The organism is Pseudoalteromonas sp. T1lg21 (assembly GCF_002964625.1).
In the GTDB taxonomy this organism is placed as follows: domain Bacteria; phylum Pseudomonadota; class Gammaproteobacteria; order Enterobacterales; family Alteromonadaceae; genus Pseudoalteromonas; species Pseudoalteromonas gelatinilytica.
Map to the genome: position 1 here is coordinate 238603 of NZ_PQBX01000001.1, position 14862 is coordinate 253464.

The window sequence follows — 14862 nt, forward strand, 5'->3', positions numbered from 1 at the left end:
GAGAAAAGCATGAATAAAGCGCAACCATTTAATATCGTTATTGCAGCGTGTGCATTGGCGGTTGGTTTGCTTGGATTAGGTTTTATTTTGAAAAGTGCAGCCCTTGATGTGAAAGGCATGGAGCGCACTGTTCATGTTAAAGGGTTAGCCGAAATGGAAGTGCCAGCCGACACCGTTATTTGGCCACTGCAGTTTTCTGATGCCGATAACAACCTTGAAAAATTAGTGGGGCGGGTTGAAGAGAAAAGTGATGCAGTCGTTGCCTTTTTAAAGCTGCATGGCTTTAGCGACGAAGAAATTAGTCTTGGTAGTCAGTCAATTATTGATAAACAAGCCCGTGAATATGGCGGCGAGAATCAGCAGTTCCGTTATATTGCTCGCAGCAATGTGATTGTTTATTCAAATGATATTGAAAAAGTACAGCATGCGTTAGGCGAAGTAAGCCAATTAGCCAAGCAAGGTATCGCGATAGTGCAAGATAACTACGAAACGCGTATTAAGTATTTGTTTAATGGCTTAAATGAAATCAAGCCAAATATGATTCAAGAGGCAACCGAAAAAGCCCGTGAAGTAGCATTGAAATTTGCTAAAGATTCACAGTCTAAGCTGGGTAAAATTAAAACCGCCCACCAAGGCCAGTTTTCAATTTCTGATAGAGACTCAAATACACCTCAGCTGAAAAAAGTACGTGTTGTTACCAGTGTCGAATATTATTTATCTGACTAAACCCAATACCACAGATAAAGGCAGCCGCATGCGTGTACACACAATCACCATGCGGCATAGCGCACCAAGCATAAAGCCACCACTAAACGCAACAGCCACGCCCATTAAGCCAAACTGATCTTTTAAAATTATAGCCATCAATACGGTGACACTGGTTGCGCCTAGTAATACGTACAAGTTGATGAGTGGGTTGCCTTTTAATTTGATCATGCTACTCGCTAAAATTCTCGCTGGTAGTAACAATTGCCCGAGTAACAGCAGCATTAAAATCCAAAACCCTTCTTGTAATTGGCTTTCGCCATAGAGGCTGAGTAGTGGTTTTGCGAGCAAGGCGAGTAGCAATATAGCGGCAAAGTTAAAGCGCCACACTACTTTCATTAACTCGCTCAGTTGCTGTTCGGTATTTTCGTTAGCCATTAAAATGGGTTTTAAATATTGGTTGGCCGCATTGCCTAAAATCGTCAGTAAGCCGGCGATCACTACCGCAGGAAAGAAGATACTCACGCCTTGTGCACCAAACCAGTGATGCACCAATAATACATCGAGTTTTGCTACTAATACGGTGCCTGCGCCACTGGCGAGCATGATCAAGGAGTCTTTACACCATTGCTTAGTTTGGTAGCGGGCAGTCCCTGCGACGATCATTTTTTTGATTAGCCAATATTGATAGCTGACTACACACAAGATACTACAAAACAACAAGATACAAATCTCGACTAACGATAAGTCCCCACGTATCAAATAAACTAAGAAACAAAACCCTGCGGTTAATAATTCAAAGATACATTGCTGTGTTATTAGGCCTATTTTAGGTTTATTTAACGCCACTAAAAAAGCCGATTGGCTTTGCATAATAGCGCCAATCGGCACCAGTAACAGTAAATAAACTACATGCTCTTTGGCACTTTGATGCGGTGAAATAGCCTGAAAGCTAATCACCACCGCAGCGACAAAAATCACCCCGAATAAACACGATGCAGCTAAATATACGTGTTTTAAGCCCCGTAATAACTCATGTTGCTGAGCCTTGTAGAGCGGATAGCTAATACGCATTAAAGACGATGCAAAGCCCATACTCGCAGGTAACAAAAGAATTTCACAAAGTGCGAGTAACGCCGCAAAAGTACCAAATTCATCACTACTTAATAACCTTGCAAGACACAAGGTGAGCACAATACGGCTACCATGATTAAGAGCGGTAAAACTACTGAGCGATAAAAACGCTTTAACAACATCCTTATTCATCGGGTTATTGATTAAGCGCGTTTAATAACTGTGCCGTTGGCACTTGCAAATAGGCCGCGCAAAGCAGCACTTTGCTGTCGGCACTCGTTGGTTGATTGGTACCATAGAATTGCTTAAGGGTATTTACCAAGGCGCTGACTGCACTAGGGCTGTGACTTTGGTCGACTTCCATCATGGCTAATAACGCAGAGAATTCATGTTTGGCTAGCATTTGAGTCGTGCTGTTTAGTGCTATAAAACAACCAATTGGAGAGAGATGCTGCTTATTTAATGTTTTTAACGCAACGCCTAAGCTTTCGTTGCTTTCAAATAACATTAACGAACGCAAGTAATTAAAGGGAAGTTTATCTGCTTGGCACTGCGTAAATAAATGATGTAGTAGGGTGTTACCTTGGTTGTCGGTAATACAAAAGGCATTTTGAAACTTAAGCCCCGGAGTAAAAAAGCTTAGTTTATCGATATCATCAATCAAGGCAACCGCTTCACTTGGCAGCGGGCTGGCTTCGAGTAAATGCGCTGCAACATTTTGTAAAAACAAGTATTTAACTTCACTACTGCACGCTAATTGATAGATGTGTTGTAATTGTGCCGCTTGCAAAACCCCCGAAACACTTTGGTAATCGGCAATGAGTTCTTTTAATTGGTGATGCTGAAGTCGGCTGTTCAATTGCTCTATAGCGCTTTGCATGAAAATACTCGTTTTTTATTATTTATACATTTATAGCTCAACTACTTGTTTAAATAAATAAAAAAGGCCGCTGAGCGGCCTTTTTCAAGTCTTTATTGTTTAAGCTGCTTGTTTCTTAGCAACCCATTGGTCAACAAACTTCTCAAGTACGTTTAATGGTACAGCACCATTTTTAAGTACGACGTCGTGGAATTCACGAATATCGAATTTATCACCTAGTTTTTCTTTAGCCGCTTCACGAAGCTCTAAAATTTTCAACATACCTACTTTGTATGCCGTTGCTTGTGAAGGCATTACAATGTGACGCTCAACCATTTTAACGCCATCAGAGGTTGCGTTAGGTGTGTTATTTACGTAGTAGTCGATACCTTGTTGACGCGTCCACTTCATAGCGTGGATACCGGTATCTACAACTAAGCGACATGCACGCCATAATTCCATTGAAAGACGACCAAAGTCTGAATAAGGGTCTTCGTATAAGCCCATTTCTTTTGGTACTAGCTCAGAGTATAAACCCCAGCCTTCAACATACGCTGTGTAGCCACCAAACTTACGGAACTTAGGCACACCTTCAAGTTCTTGCGCGATAGCAATTTGCATGTGGTGACCTGGAATACCTTCGTGGTATGCAAGTGCTTCCATTTGGTATGTTGGCATTGCTTCCATATCGTATAGGTTTGCGTAATAAATACCTGGTCGAGAACCATCTGGCGCAGGTTGTTGGTAGAACGCTTTACCTGCTGCTTTTTCGCGGAATGCTTCTACAGCTTTAACTTTAAGGTCAGCTTTAGGCTTAACAATGAATAACTCATCTAGGCGAGATTTCATGTTATCGATAAGGGCCGTTGCTTCATCAAGGTAACGTTGTTTACCTTCAGCGGTATTCGGGTAGTAGAACTGCTTATCAGTTTTCATGAATTGCATGAATGCTTTAAGGTCACCTTTAAAGCCAACTTTGTCTTTGATTGCACGCATTTCGTCGTGAATACGCGCAACTTCAGCTAACCCGATAGAGTGAATTTCTTTCGCTGTTAAATCAGTTGTTGTGGTACGTGCTAGCGCATTGTTATAGAACGCTTCACCGTCAGGGAATTTCCAAGCACCGTCACGGTCATCTGCGCGTTTTTCTAACTGAGCTAAAAAGTTAATTAGCTTAGTGTAAGAAGGTTTAAGAGCCGCTTTTAGGGCTTTTTCAGCATCGCTGATAAGTGCTGATTTTTCGTTATCTGCAATCTCTAGAGCGTTAACTTTACGTTTAAAGTCAGCAAGTAATGTTGAATCTTCACCATCATTAAACGGTGCGCCGCGTAAGATATTTTTGCTTGAATCAATCACGTGTGGGAATACAAACTTAGGCGCGATGATACCTTCATCTGCACGTACTTCTAAATCAGTGATTAATTGATCAATGACCGCTGGTACACCATTTAAACGCGAGATATACGCTTTTGCATCAGATACATCAGCAATCTGATGTTGGTTGATTAAAAACGCAGGGATCATCGAGTGAACCCCAAACATTTGGTTCACAGGGTAGTTGTAATGACGCCATTTGAAATCAGCAATTTCGTTTTCTAAGTCTTGTTTTTTAAGGTCGTAGCTTACTTTTGTTGCGTCATCTAATAAATCACGATTAATTGCATTCAATGCAACTAAGTCAGCTTTAGTTTGTTCAAAGTCAGCTAAAACGCGCTCTTCGCTACCATCATCCCATTTATCGTAATCTTTTTTGATACCCATGTATGTTTGGTAGACAGGGCTTTTCATTACGTCACGGTTAAAAGTATCTTCGAAGAAAGCATTTGCTTTATCGATTTCACTTTGAACAGGTTGGCTTTGTACGCTTGGCGCAGGCGTTGGTTGCTCTTGCATTTGTTGGCAGCCACCAAGTAATGCAACGCTTACCGCCGCAGCGATGAAGGTCAATTTACGCATTTTAATTCCTTTGTTGTTGTTAGAAATATAATTATTAAACGAATAATTCTAGCAGGTCATTCAAAAAACGATGGCCTTTTTGGCTTACCTGCCAGTTATCTTTGTCATCAATTAGTAAGCCTTTTGTAATTGCTTCGGTCAAGGCTTGTTCCTGACTTTGCAGTGACAAACTTGTAAGCAAAGGTAAATCTGCTTTCGGACAAGGTTCGACTAAGCGAAAGCGATTCATAAAGAATTCAAAGGCTAAATCGTCTTCGGTTACTTGCCATTGTTCGTATAAATAAGGTTTGGCAAGGTCCATATAACCCCGCGGGTGCTTAACTTTCACGGTGCGGGTGATGACTTTATTTTCATCAGTAATTTTACCATGAGCACCACAGCCGATACCGAGATAATCGCCAAATCGCCAATAATTCAAGTTATGACGGCATTGGTAGCCGGGCTTGGCGTAGCCTGAAATCTCGTATTGCTCATAACCTGCTGCGGCTAGTAAAGCTTGACCTTGTTCTTGAATATCCCAAAGGATGTCATCATGAGGTAAGGTCGGTGGCTTTGAAGCAAATTGCGTATTTGGCTCAATCGTTAGCTGATACCAAGAGATATGGGGAGGATTAAGGGCAATGATTTTTTCAAGGTCACCCAAGGCATCTTCAAGAGATTGTCCGGGTAAGCCATGCATTAAATCAAGGTTAAAACTGTTTAGTCCCGCTTGATGCGCTTGCTTAGCAGCGTAGCTTGCTTCATCAGCACCATGAATGCGGCCAAGGGCTTTTAGCTTGTCGTTTTGCATGCTTTGCACACCAATCGAAATACGATTAATGCCAGCGGCAACATATTCTTTAAAGCGACCAGTTTCGACGGTGCCTGGGTTTGCCTCTAGGGTAATTTCACAGTCATCGCTTAAGCCAATTAATCTGTCGACTTCGCCAAGTAGGCGAGTATAAGCGTCCCCGGTTAATAAGCTCGGGGTACCGCCACCAATAAAGATGCTGTGGATTTTACGCCCTTGTACTAAGTGTAAATCGGCCTTGAGATCATCAATAAGATGCTGAACGTATTCTTTTTCGGGGATCGTGCCTTTTTGGCCATGGCTATTAAAGTCACAGTATGGGCACTTTTGCACGCACCAAGGCACGTGCACATATAAACTCAAAGGCGGTAAACTCACAGGCCGCCTTTTTGCTGCAATTGCGCAAGTAGTTGTTTTAAAGCTTGGCCGCGATGGCTAAGGGCATTTTTTTGCTCTTTAGTTAACTGAGCGCTAGTACATTGCTCAGACGGCACATAAAACACCGGATCATAACCAAAACCACCCTGACCATCTTGGCTATGGGTGATTTCGCCTTCCCAACTGGCACTACAAATAAGTGGTGTCGGGTCGTCGGCGTGGCGCATTAGTACTAACACACACCAAAAACGCGCACTGCGAACTGGGTTATCAGCAAGCTCTTTTAATAGCTTGTCGATATTATCTTGATCACTCGCATCCGCTCCGGCAAAGCGTGCAGAGTACACACCCGGCGCACCATTTAGGCCGTCGACTTCCAGACCTGAGTCATCGGCAATCGCAGGTAAACCTGTGATCTTTGCCGCATGACGCGCTTTAATAATGGCGTTTTCAACAAATGTGGTGCCTGTCTCTGGTACGTCAGGTACTTGAAAATCACTTTGTGGAACCACGTTAATATTAAGTGGGCTGAGCATACTTGCCAGCTCTTTTACTTTGCCAGGATTACCCGTGGCTAAAACCAAGGTGTTGTTCATAGGTCTATTAATCTACGTAAAATTTTTGCTGAAATTTCAGCGTCTGTACTTGGCCATTTTGATTAATTTCGATATCAAAACGGTAAATTTCTTCGTTGCTGTAATCGATTTGTGCAAGGTAATAAATTGCATCACCTTCAACAACTTCTTTAAATGTAAGCTGTTTTTTATTGCCAAGCAGGTTACGAGCTGTGCCTGTTAAGCTAGCTGTTTGTGCTGATTTGTCGCTATTTTTTAATACCGAAATATTGATAATCCCTTTATTAGGGCTACGGTCTAAGTCGTAGTTTTTGGCGATATTTGGCTGAATGAAGGTCGATGGAAATGCAATGTAGTGAACTTCCCAAGGACCAAGTACCTTGTACTGAGCGCCTGCTTGTTCATCTGCTTTGGCATAGCTTGTAAATAAACTTAATAAAATCAAAGAAAAATAAATAAATTGCTTCATGGTATATCTCACTTAACAAAAGAGGCCTTTCGGCCCCTTACTGCTTCACGTTAAACGCTTAGCCAATAAAATCCATTAATAGAATTTGTAAAAACTGTAGACCAATAATCAACACTAAGATTGATAAGTCCAGACCACCGAGTGGCGGAATAACCTTACGAATTGGGCGTAACATTGGCTCAGTTAGCTGGTGGAATACAGCTTCAATTGGGTTGTAGCCTTGGCTTACCCAACTAAGTAAAGCACGAATAATTAATACCCAAAATAATAAGTTTAAACCTTCTTTGATCACTGTCATAAATGCTTGAATGAATACTGGACCCGGCGCCCAAGCATTATAAAACATCAGAAAAATAACACTGAGTTTTGCTACAGCAACTAAATAAGCAAGCACTAATGAAGCAATATCAAAGCCACCCACTCCAGGGATGATTTTACGTAGAGGGTTCACTGCGAACGAAGTGGCTTTCACCACAAACTGGCTCATAGGATTGTAAAAGTCAGCTTTTGCCGCTTGTAACCAAAAGCGTAAAAGGACCACCATTAAAAAGAGATCAAAAATAATCCCAACTAAAAAGTGCATGGCTTGCATAGTTTTACCTTCAAAAAGTAAGCTTAAAGTTCTTTTTCCATCGCTTCAGCGCGAGCAATACAGGCATCCATTGCATCTGCAACAGTACCGACTAAACCTTGTGATTTCAGATGTTCTACCGCTTCGTGAGTTGTACCCCCTTTAGAGGTTACGTTTGCACGTAGCTGAGAAATACTGATGTCTTGTTGCGACAGCGCCATTTCGGCTGCACCCAGTGCGGTTTGTTGTACTAAACGGCGTGCATCTTCATCGCTAAAACCAAGTGCTTTGGCTTTTTCTTCAATAGCTTCCATAAATAAGAAGAAGTAAGCAGGTGATGAGCCTGTTACAGCAATGATATCGTTGATTTGTGACTCTTGCTCAACCCACACAACAATGCCTGTACACTCAAAAACTTGTTGCACAAACTCGTGTTCTTCAGCGGTTTCACCCGCGCCATAAAGGCCAGAAACACCGCGACCGAGTAGTGAAGGGGTATTTGGCATGCAACGTACCATTTTTACATCTTGGCCTAGCATTTCACGTAATCGTTTAACGGTAAGACCGGCAGCCACTGAAATAAATAGTTTGTTGCTAAAATCAACGCCAGAATCTTGGAATGATTGACAAAGCTCGCCCATCATTTGTGGTTTAACAGATAAGACAATCACATCTGCATCGCGAAGTGCCGCGTTGTTATCCGCGGTAGTTTGCACCCCGAAATCAGCAGCAACCTTAGCTAATTTGTCTTGGTTGCGATTGGTTGCAATGATGTTTTTAGCTGCAAAACCGTTCTTTACCATGCCGCCAATGATGGCGTAGCTCATGTTACCCGTGCCTATAAATGCGATTTTTTTGTCTGACATATGTCTGTTATCACCTTTTAATTTCGTTGGCCAAATATATCCGTGCCAATGCGTACCATGGTTGAACCAGCTGCAATCGCCGCTTCAACATCGTTACTCATACCCATCGACAAGGTGTCTACTTGGGGATATTGGGCCTTTAGTTTATCAAAGCAAGCGCTTAATTGCTCAAAATATTGTAATTGTAGCTGGGCATCGTCGGTTTTGGCAGGAATCGCCATCACACCACGCAGGCACAAATTAGGGCATTGATTGACGAATTCGGCCAATGCCATTAGCTCGTCTGGGTGGCAGCCTGACTTCGCCTCTTCTAAACTAATATTAACTTGAATTAATACATTGAGCGGGGCTTTGTCGGCTGGTCGTTGCTCATTAAGACGTTTTGCAATTTTTGTGCGGTCAACACTTTGTACCCAATCGAAATGTGTGGCTACTTGTGCACTTTTATTTGATTGAATAGGGCCAATAAAGTGCCAAATAATGTCTGTGTAATCAGCCAATGCTGTGACCTTTGTGACTGCTTCTTGAACGTATGATTCGCCAAACTGGCGTTGACCATGCGTATAGGCGGCAATCACATCGTCTGCAGGTTTTGTTTTTGAAACAGCCAATAGGCTGATTGATTGCTCATCGCGATGATTATTTTTTGCAGCTTGAGCAATTCTTGCGTAGGCGGATGTAAGTCGTTCTGCTATTGTAACCATATAATTATCAGTTGGTTGTGGAGTCATAAATGGATATTACCGAATTATTGGCCTTTAGTGTGCAACACAAAGCCTCGGATTTACACTTGTCATCGGGCGTATCACCTATGATACGTGTTGATGGTGATGTGCGTCGTATTAATATTCCAGCATTAGAACAAAAAGATGTAAATAGTCTGGTATACGATATTATGAACGATAATCAGCGTAAGGACTACGAACAAAATCTTGAAGTGGATTTTTCATTTGAAGTACCAAACCTTGCGCGTTTCCGTGTTAACGCATTTAACTCAAACCGTGGCCCGGCTGCGGTGTTTCGTACTATCCCAAGCGATGTATTAACACTGGATGATTTAGGTGCCCCAGATATTTTTAAAACCATTGCCGACAACCCACGTGGTTTAGTGTTGGTTACAGGCCCTACGGGGTCGGGTAAATCAACGACCTTAGCGGCGATGGTTGATTATATTAATCAAACTAAACATCACCATATTTTAACTATCGAAGATCCAATCGAATTCGTGCACGATAATAAGCTGAGCCTTATTAACCAACGTGAAGTTCATCGTGACACGCATAGTTTCTCCAATGCACTTCGAAGCGCACTTCGTGAAGACCCGGATGTTATCTTAGTGGGTGAGCTTCGTGACCTTGAAACAATCCGTCTTGCGATGACCGCAGCAGAAACAGGCCACTTGGTGTTTGGTACCTTGCATACCACATCAGCACCAAAAACCATTGACCGTATCATTGACGTATTCCCAGGTGAAGAAAAAGACATGGTACGTTCAATGTTATCTGAATCATTACGCGCTGTAATCTCGCAAACCTTACTTAAAAAAGTAGGTGGTGGGCGAGTTGCAGCACACGAAATTATGATTGGTGTGCCGGCTATCCGAAATCTGATCCGTGAAGATAAAATTGCACAAATGTATTCATCAATTCAAACCGGTGCATCGCATGGTATGCAGACCATGGATCAATGTTTAGCAAACTTAGTTAACTACGGCATTATTACAACCAATGATGCACGAGCTAAAGCGCAAGATAAAACCCAGTTTGGTGGTTAACGGAGCTATTTAAAATGTCTTTACCTTTAAATCATTTTTTACAAGTCATGATCGACAAAAAAGGCTCAGACTTGTTTGTTTCGAGCCAGCTTCCTGTCAGTGCAAAAGTAAACGGCGAACTGTTGCCTTTAAGTGATGAAAAACTCTCTGATGAAGATTCACTCGCTTTAGTTGAGTCTGCAATGAACGATAAACAGCGCAAAGAGTTTCATGACACTAAAGAATGTAACTTTGCGATTGCAACCGATGAAGGCCGTTTCCGTGTTTCAGCCTTTTGGCAACGTGATAGAGCCGGTATGGTTATTCGCCGTATCGTTACGCAAATTCCTGATGTGAATGAACTTGGTTTGCCATCAACATTAACCGATGTGATCATGGCAAAACGTGGTTTAGTGCTGTTTGTGGGTGGTACAGGCACAGGTAAATCTACGTCATTAGCAGCGCTTTTGGGTTATCGTAATCGCAATCAACGTGGTCATATTCTTACCATTGAAGATCCTATCGAGTTTGTCCACGAACATCGTAAAAGTATCATCACTCAACGCGAGGTTGGTTTAGATACAGAAAGCTTTGAATCAGCACTGAAAAGTTCACTGCGTCAAGCACCTGATGTGATCTTAATTGGTGAGATCCGTTCACAAGAGACCATGGAATACGCACTTAGCTTTGCTGAAACCGGTCACTTGTGTGTGGCAACACTGCATGCGAATAATGCCAACCAAGCCATTGACCGTATCATGCACTTAGTACCTAAAGAAAAGCACGATAAGTTAAAGTACGACCTTGCACTGAACCTTCGCGCCATTGTTGCGCAGCAGTTGGTGCCAACTGCTGATGGGGAAGGGCGTGTCGCTGCTATCGAAATTCTACTAAATTCACCGATGGTGGCAGAGCTCATCAAGCGTGGCGATATCGGCTCTATCAAAGAAACCATGGCTAAATCGAAAGAAATGGGCATGCAAACCTTTGACCAAGCGTTATTTGAGCTTTATAAACAGCGTCGTATTAACTACGCTGATGCGCTGCACCATGCTGACTCGCCAAATGACTTACGCCTAATGATTAAGCTGCAAAACAATGAACAAAGTGGTGCTGGTTTCTTACAAGGTGTGACTATCGATGGCCTTGATGGTAAGAGTGATATATAAATGCTGCTGCGAGTAAATTTAATCGGCTGGTTATTTTTATTATTGAGTACGTTTCACGTATACGGTAATGACAATAAAAGCGTGGTTATTTTTATTCGCGATGATGTTTATGACGATTACAGTCGCTTTTTGAATGGTCGTAAGCCCATTGAAGTTAAAGACTTTAGTGGTGCTTACATTCGCCGCGACGTCGTTGATATGATCATCGCTCAACAAGCGTTGAGTTTAGGTGGTTTTACTAAGCCATTTCGCTACCACAAAGGGAATGTTAATTATCGTAATACCAAGTTGTTAGAGGATGGCCAATTACTATTAAGCTTCGATAGTGTTTGGTCTGTTGATGCAAAGCAGCTTGCAGAGTCAGTATATATCTCAGATCCTGTCATTAGAAATGGTGAGTATTTTGCGGGCATATTTACTTCGCCGAACAACAAAAAAGTGCTTAAAGTAAAACAGCTTGCCGACTTTAAACAATTAACTGCGGTGTCAACACCACGCTGGCAAACCGATTGGCAAACGTTATCGGATCTGCCACTAAAAGAACTGCTCAGAGAAGATGAGTGGCTTGGGCAAGTCCGCACTGTATCGATGCAGTGGGTTGATTTTATGATGATGCCCCTGATGCCGAGTCTCAATAACCGTTATAGTTTAGAAAATATTGAACTGGTTGCAGTGCCAAACCTTGTACTCCAGCTCAATGATAGCCGTCATTTTATTATTTCGAAGAGTCACCCCGATGGCAAAGCGGCTTTTGCTGCAATTCAAAAGGGGCTTTCGCAACTACGTAAAACAGGCGCAATTGAAAAAGCCTACCGAGAGGCAGGCTTTATTCCAGATTTAAACAGCAATACTGTGATTAACAAAGCCCGTTAGTCACCATAAAACTGCTCAAAGAAACTTTCTAAAATGATTACTGCAGACATGTTATCAACGTTACCTTTGCCAAGGTTTCGATAACCACCTTGTTCGAATAAACGAGCTTTGGCATCAGCAGTCGTCAAACGCTCATCTTGTGTTTCAACCGGGATACCAAAGTGATTGTGTAAGCGATTAGCGAATTTTTTGGCTTTGAAAGTGACTTCTTGATTGGTGCCATCCATATTGAGCGGTAAGCCAACCACCATTAAATCTGGTTGCCACTCGTCAACTTGCTTTTTAATCAGCTGCCAATCAGGAATACCATCTTTCGCTTTCACTGCGTGTAAGCTTGAAGCCGTTCCTGTGAGTTCTTGACCAATGGCAATACCAATGCTTTTGGTGCCAAAGTCAAAGCCCATAACGGTGCGTTCACCGAGCGGCTTAAAAGTACGTTTTGTCATAGTCTTAAAAATATATAAAGTTAGGCGTGGCCTGCTTCAGAGCTTAATTGGCTAACATCAAAGCCCAGCATAGAGACTGCTTTTTCCCAGCGTTTTTCAACGGGAGTGTTAAAGATGATCTCAGGGTCTGCTTTAATAATTAACCACGAATTCTCTAACAGCTCTTGCTCTAATTGACCTTGATCCCAACCAGCATAGCCCAGTGTGATAATAAACTGATCTGGTGCCTCATTAGTGGTTAGGCTTGCTAACACATCTTTTGAGGTGGTGATCATGATGTCACTGCTGAGTTTTTGGCTTGACGCATAACCTGGCTTAGGCGAATGCAATACAAACCCACGATCGGTTTTTACAGGTCCGCCAGCATACACAGCAAAGCCCGCTGCTTGCTTGCTTTTGTCGTTATCAATTTCGATTTTATCGAGTAGCTCGCCCACAGTGATGTTGATAGGCTGGTTGATCACCAAGCCCATCGCACCATCTTGATTGTGCTCACAAATATAAGTGACTGCACGTTTAAAAAAAGGGTCTTGCATGCTCGGCATTGCGATTAAGAAATGATTCTCTAATGACTGCATAAGTCGCCCCTTTTACTGTTTAAATTAAGTATGGCTCAGTTTTCTTTCAATGGCATCAAATAAGTGGCCAGTGATTGAAATGTCGTATGCCGCTTCAATTTCTTTTACGCAGGTTGGTGCAGTCACATTGATTTCAGTTAAGCGGTCACCAATGATATCTAGGCCAACAAAAATCAGGCCTTTTTCTTTAAGGGTTGGTGCAATAGCCTCTGCAATTTTACGGTCTGAATCGCTAATTGGGCGTGCTTCACCACGACCACCTGCTGCTAAGTTACCGCGTGTTTCGCCATTTTGTGGGATACGCGCTAGGCAATACGGCATTACTTCACCATCAACCACAAGTACGCGTTTATCGCCTTGTTTGATTTCAGGAATATAGTTTTGTGCCATCGCAAAGCGGCTACCATGCTCGGTTAATGTTTCGCAGATCACACCGATATTTGCGTCGTCTTCTTTAATGCGGAAAATTGATGCTCCACCCATACCATCAAGCGGCTTTAAGATAATATCTTTATGCTCAGCTAAAAATGCACGAATGTCTGCTTGGCTGCGCGTTACCAAAGTATCGGGTGTATGTTCACTAAACCAAGCGGTAAATAGTTTTTCGTTCGCATCACGTAAGCTCTGTGGCTTATTGATTACCAGTGTGCCTGCTTGCTCAGCTCGCTCTAAAATGTAGGTTGCGTAGATATACTCAGTATCGAAAGGCGGATCTTTACGCATTAAAATAACGTCTAAATCAGCTAAAGCAATGGTGGCTTTTTCTTCTAATTCATACCAGTGATTTACATCATCAAATACACGGGCTTTGGCAGCTGTTGCATAGCTTTGACCTTGACGCAGAGACAGGTCATCCATTTCCATGTAGTAAATTTCGTAGCCGCGTTTTTGTGCTTCCATCATCATTGCAAAACCAGTGTCTTTTTTAATATTAAAGCCACTAATTGGATCAGAGATTATGCCTAACTTAATTGCCATGTTTTTGCCTTAGAGTCGTATGCCATACTGTGTTTTGTTACTTTGATATATGGGTGTTTTTACGGTTTTCAATTCGCTAAATCGCCAAACTGCAATTGCAATGCACTCAATACTGTAAGAGCGGCTGTTTCTGTTCGCAGAACACGTGGCCCTAAGCGAATATCAACAAAGTGTTGCTGTTTAGCTATGTCAATTTCTTCATCGGTAAAGCCACCTTCAGGACCGACTAAAAAGCGCACGCCTTCGCTGGGTACTTGAATCGTTTTAATGCTGTGCTCAGCGCGTGGATGCAGAGTAAGCTTAATCGCATCACTTGCTTGCTCTAGCCACTCTTTTATATCGATAGGTGGGTGCACAACAGGCACAAAGTTACGGCCTGATTGCTCTGCAGCTGCAATCGCAATTTTTTGCCATTGTTGGTGTTTTTTCTGTAATCGATCACCGCTTAGTTTGACACCACAGCGCTGACTAAAAATAGGTGTGATTTCAGTGATACCAAGCTCGACTGACTTCTGAATTGTAAAATCCATTTTATCGCCGCGTGATATACCTTGTCCTAAGTGAATTTTTAACGGTGATTCCACATCATGATCAATAAATTCTTGTGGCTCAACCAACACATTTTTTTTGCTTACTTCAATAATTTCACTGAGGTATTCACCTCCTTCACCATTAAAAATGGAAACTTTATCACCGACTTGCATACGCAATACTCGGCCAACATGGCCTGCGGCATCATCATCAAGTGCTACCGGGGTGTTTAAAGAAATCGCTGAAGGTTGGTAAATATGAGGAACTCGCATGGCTGTCACTTATCAATAA

Annotated in this window: 17 protein-coding genes; 4 read left to right on the forward strand and 13 right to left on the reverse strand. The window is 42.3% G+C overall.

The features are described from left to right. The first annotated feature begins 9 nt into the window (after positions 1 to 9). Complete coding sequence (locus tag C2M25_RS01125; RefSeq protein WP_105180172.1) at positions 10 to 726, forward strand: SIMPL domain-containing protein; 717 nt, start codon at positions 10 to 12, stop codon at positions 724 to 726. Here the strand turns inward: C2M25_RS01125 and C2M25_RS01130 are convergent. The 9 genes from C2M25_RS01130 to C2M25_RS01170 form a co-directional block, all read right to left on the reverse strand. Next, positions 715 to 1971, reverse strand: a complete 1257-nt coding sequence (locus C2M25_RS01130; RefSeq protein ID WP_105174526.1) for a lipopolysaccharide biosynthesis protein — start codon at positions 1969 to 1971, stop codon at positions 715 to 717. The genes C2M25_RS01125 and C2M25_RS01130 overlap by 12 nt on opposite strands. A gap of 4 nt (positions 1972 to 1975) precedes the next feature. Next, positions 1976 to 2659 (reverse strand): hypothetical protein, encoded by a 684-nt coding sequence (locus C2M25_RS01135; RefSeq protein WP_063702070.1) that lies wholly within the window; start codon positions 2657 to 2659, stop codon positions 1976 to 1978. 99 nt (positions 2660 to 2758) lie between these two features. Next, positions 2759 to 4594 carry a DUF885 domain-containing protein gene (locus C2M25_RS01140; RefSeq protein ID WP_063702072.1) on the reverse strand — a complete coding sequence of 612 codons (1836 nt, stop codon included), beginning with the start codon at positions 4592 to 4594 and terminating at the stop codon, positions 2759 to 2761. A gap of 34 nt (positions 4595 to 4628) precedes the next feature. Beyond that, the gene (hemW, locus tag C2M25_RS01145) at positions 4629 to 5762 is read right to left on the reverse strand and encodes a radical SAM family heme chaperone HemW (protein WP_063702074.1); all 1134 of its coding nucleotides are present in this window, start codon (positions 5760 to 5762) and stop codon (positions 4629 to 4631) included. Beyond that, positions 5759 to 6358, reverse strand: a complete 600-nt coding sequence (locus C2M25_RS01150; protein ID WP_063702076.1) for an XTP/dITP diphosphatase — start codon at positions 6356 to 6358, stop codon at positions 5759 to 5761. Before C2M25_RS01150 ends, hemW begins: the two co-directional genes overlap by 4 nt. A 7-nt stretch (positions 6359 to 6365) precedes the next feature. Beyond that, positions 6366 to 6806, reverse strand: coding sequence for a DUF4426 domain-containing protein (locus tag C2M25_RS01155; RefSeq protein ID WP_063702078.1), 441 nt, complete (start codon positions 6804 to 6806; stop codon positions 6366 to 6368). Between the two features lie 58 nt (positions 6807 to 6864). Then, positions 6865 to 7398 carry a YggT family protein gene (locus C2M25_RS01160; RefSeq protein ID WP_063702082.1) on the reverse strand — a complete coding sequence of 178 codons (534 nt, stop codon included), beginning with the start codon at positions 7396 to 7398 and terminating at the stop codon, positions 6865 to 6867. Positions 7399 to 7421: 23 nt separating this feature from the next. Further along, the gene (gene proC / locus C2M25_RS01165; RefSeq protein WP_063702084.1) at positions 7422 to 8243 is read right to left on the reverse strand and encodes a pyrroline-5-carboxylate reductase; all 822 of its coding nucleotides are present in this window, start codon (positions 8241 to 8243) and stop codon (positions 7422 to 7424) included. Positions 8244 to 8260: 17 nt separating this feature from the next. Continuing rightward, positions 8261 to 8974, reverse strand: a complete 714-nt coding sequence (locus C2M25_RS01170) for a YggS family pyridoxal phosphate-dependent enzyme (protein WP_063702086.1) — start codon at positions 8972 to 8974, stop codon at positions 8261 to 8263. A gap of 2 nt (positions 8975 to 8976) precedes the next feature. Between C2M25_RS01170 and C2M25_RS01175 the strand changes: the two genes are divergently transcribed. From C2M25_RS01175 to C2M25_RS01185, 3 genes are read left to right on the forward strand one after another with little or no spacing between them, the layout of a single operon-like run. Beyond that, positions 8977 to 10017 (forward strand): type IV pilus twitching motility protein PilT, encoded by a 1041-nt coding sequence (locus C2M25_RS01175; protein WP_063702088.1) that lies wholly within the window; start codon positions 8977 to 8979, stop codon positions 10015 to 10017. Positions 10018 to 10031: 14 nt separating this feature from the next. Then, on the forward strand, positions 10032 to 11165 hold the full coding sequence (locus tag C2M25_RS01180; protein ID WP_063702090.1) for a PilT/PilU family type 4a pilus ATPase: 1134 nt from the start codon (positions 10032 to 10034) through the stop codon (positions 11163 to 11165). Further along, positions 11166 to 12038 carry a hypothetical protein gene (locus C2M25_RS01185; protein WP_233999183.1) on the forward strand — a complete coding sequence of 291 codons (873 nt, stop codon included), beginning with the start codon at positions 11166 to 11168 and terminating at the stop codon, positions 12036 to 12038. It abuts the gene before it with no gap. Here the strand turns inward: C2M25_RS01185 and ruvX are convergent. The 4 genes from ruvX to rsmE all read right to left on the reverse strand — a co-directional run bounded on the left by ruvX (position 12035) and on the right by rsmE (position 14843). Then, entirely contained in the window at positions 12035 to 12484 is a 450-nt protein-coding gene (ruvX, locus tag C2M25_RS01190) for a Holliday junction resolvase RuvX (RefSeq protein ID WP_063702093.1), read from the reverse strand. The genes C2M25_RS01185 and ruvX overlap by 4 nt on opposite strands. A 20-nt stretch (positions 12485 to 12504) precedes the next feature. Further along, positions 12505 to 13062, reverse strand: a complete 558-nt coding sequence (locus C2M25_RS01195) for a YqgE/AlgH family protein (RefSeq protein WP_063702096.1) — start codon at positions 13060 to 13062, stop codon at positions 12505 to 12507. 24 nt (positions 13063 to 13086) lie between these two features. After that, entirely contained in the window at positions 13087 to 14040 is a 954-nt protein-coding gene (gshB, locus tag C2M25_RS01200) for a glutathione synthase (RefSeq protein WP_105180173.1), read from the reverse strand. A gap of 68 nt (positions 14041 to 14108) precedes the next feature. After that, entirely contained in the window at positions 14109 to 14843 is a 735-nt protein-coding gene (gene rsmE, locus C2M25_RS01205; RefSeq protein WP_105174531.1) for a 16S rRNA (uracil(1498)-N(3))-methyltransferase, read from the reverse strand. Positions 14844 to 14862 lie beyond the last annotated feature (19 nt).

Excerpts from the sequence above, each read along its gene's own strand:
- C2M25_RS01125 (WP_105180172.1), top strand. The coding sequence starts at position 10 with ATGAATAAAGCGCAACCATTTAATATCGTTATTGCAGCGTGTGCATTG.
- C2M25_RS01130 (WP_105174526.1), bottom strand. The coding sequence starts at position 1,971 with ATGAATAAGGATGTTGTTAAAGCGTTTTTATCGCTCAGTAGTTTTACC.
- C2M25_RS01135 (WP_063702070.1), bottom strand. The coding sequence starts at position 2,659 with ATGCAAAGCGCTATAGAGCAATTGAACAGCCGACTTCAGCATCACCAA.
- C2M25_RS01140 (WP_063702072.1), bottom strand. The coding sequence starts at position 4,594 with ATGCGTAAATTGACCTTCATCGCTGCGGCGGTAAGCGTTGCATTACTT.
- C2M25_RS01150 (WP_063702076.1), bottom strand. The coding sequence starts at position 6,358 with ATGAACAACACCTTGGTTTTAGCCACGGGTAATCCTGGCAAAGTAAAA.
- C2M25_RS01155 (WP_063702078.1), bottom strand. The coding sequence starts at position 6,806 with ATGAAGCAATTTATTTATTTTTCTTTGATTTTATTAAGTTTATTTACA.
- C2M25_RS01160 (WP_063702082.1), bottom strand. The coding sequence starts at position 7,398 with ATGCAAGCCATGCACTTTTTAGTTGGGATTATTTTTGATCTCTTTTTA.
- proC (WP_063702084.1), bottom strand. The coding sequence starts at position 8,243 with ATGTCAGACAAAAAAATCGCATTTATAGGCACGGGTAACATGAGCTAC.
- C2M25_RS01170 (WP_063702086.1), bottom strand. The coding sequence starts at position 8,974 with ATGACTCCACAACCAACTGATAATTATATGGTTACAATAGCAGAACGA.
- C2M25_RS01175 (WP_063702088.1), top strand. The coding sequence starts at position 8,977 with ATGGATATTACCGAATTATTGGCCTTTAGTGTGCAACACAAAGCCTCG.
- C2M25_RS01180 (WP_063702090.1), top strand. The coding sequence starts at position 10,032 with ATGTCTTTACCTTTAAATCATTTTTTACAAGTCATGATCGACAAAAAA.
- C2M25_RS01185 (WP_233999183.1), top strand. The coding sequence starts at position 11,166 with ATGCTGCTGCGAGTAAATTTAATCGGCTGGTTATTTTTATTATTGAGT.
- ruvX (WP_063702093.1), bottom strand. The coding sequence starts at position 12,484 with ATGACAAAACGTACTTTTAAGCCGCTCGGTGAACGCACCGTTATGGGC.
- C2M25_RS01195 (WP_063702096.1), bottom strand. The coding sequence starts at position 13,062 with ATGCAGTCATTAGAGAATCATTTCTTAATCGCAATGCCGAGCATGCAA.
- gshB (WP_105180173.1), bottom strand. The coding sequence starts at position 14,040 with ATGGCAATTAAGTTAGGCATAATCTCTGATCCAATTAGTGGCTTTAAT.
- rsmE (WP_105174531.1), bottom strand. The coding sequence starts at position 14,843 with ATGCGAGTTCCTCATATTTACCAACCTTCAGCGATTTCTTTAAACACC.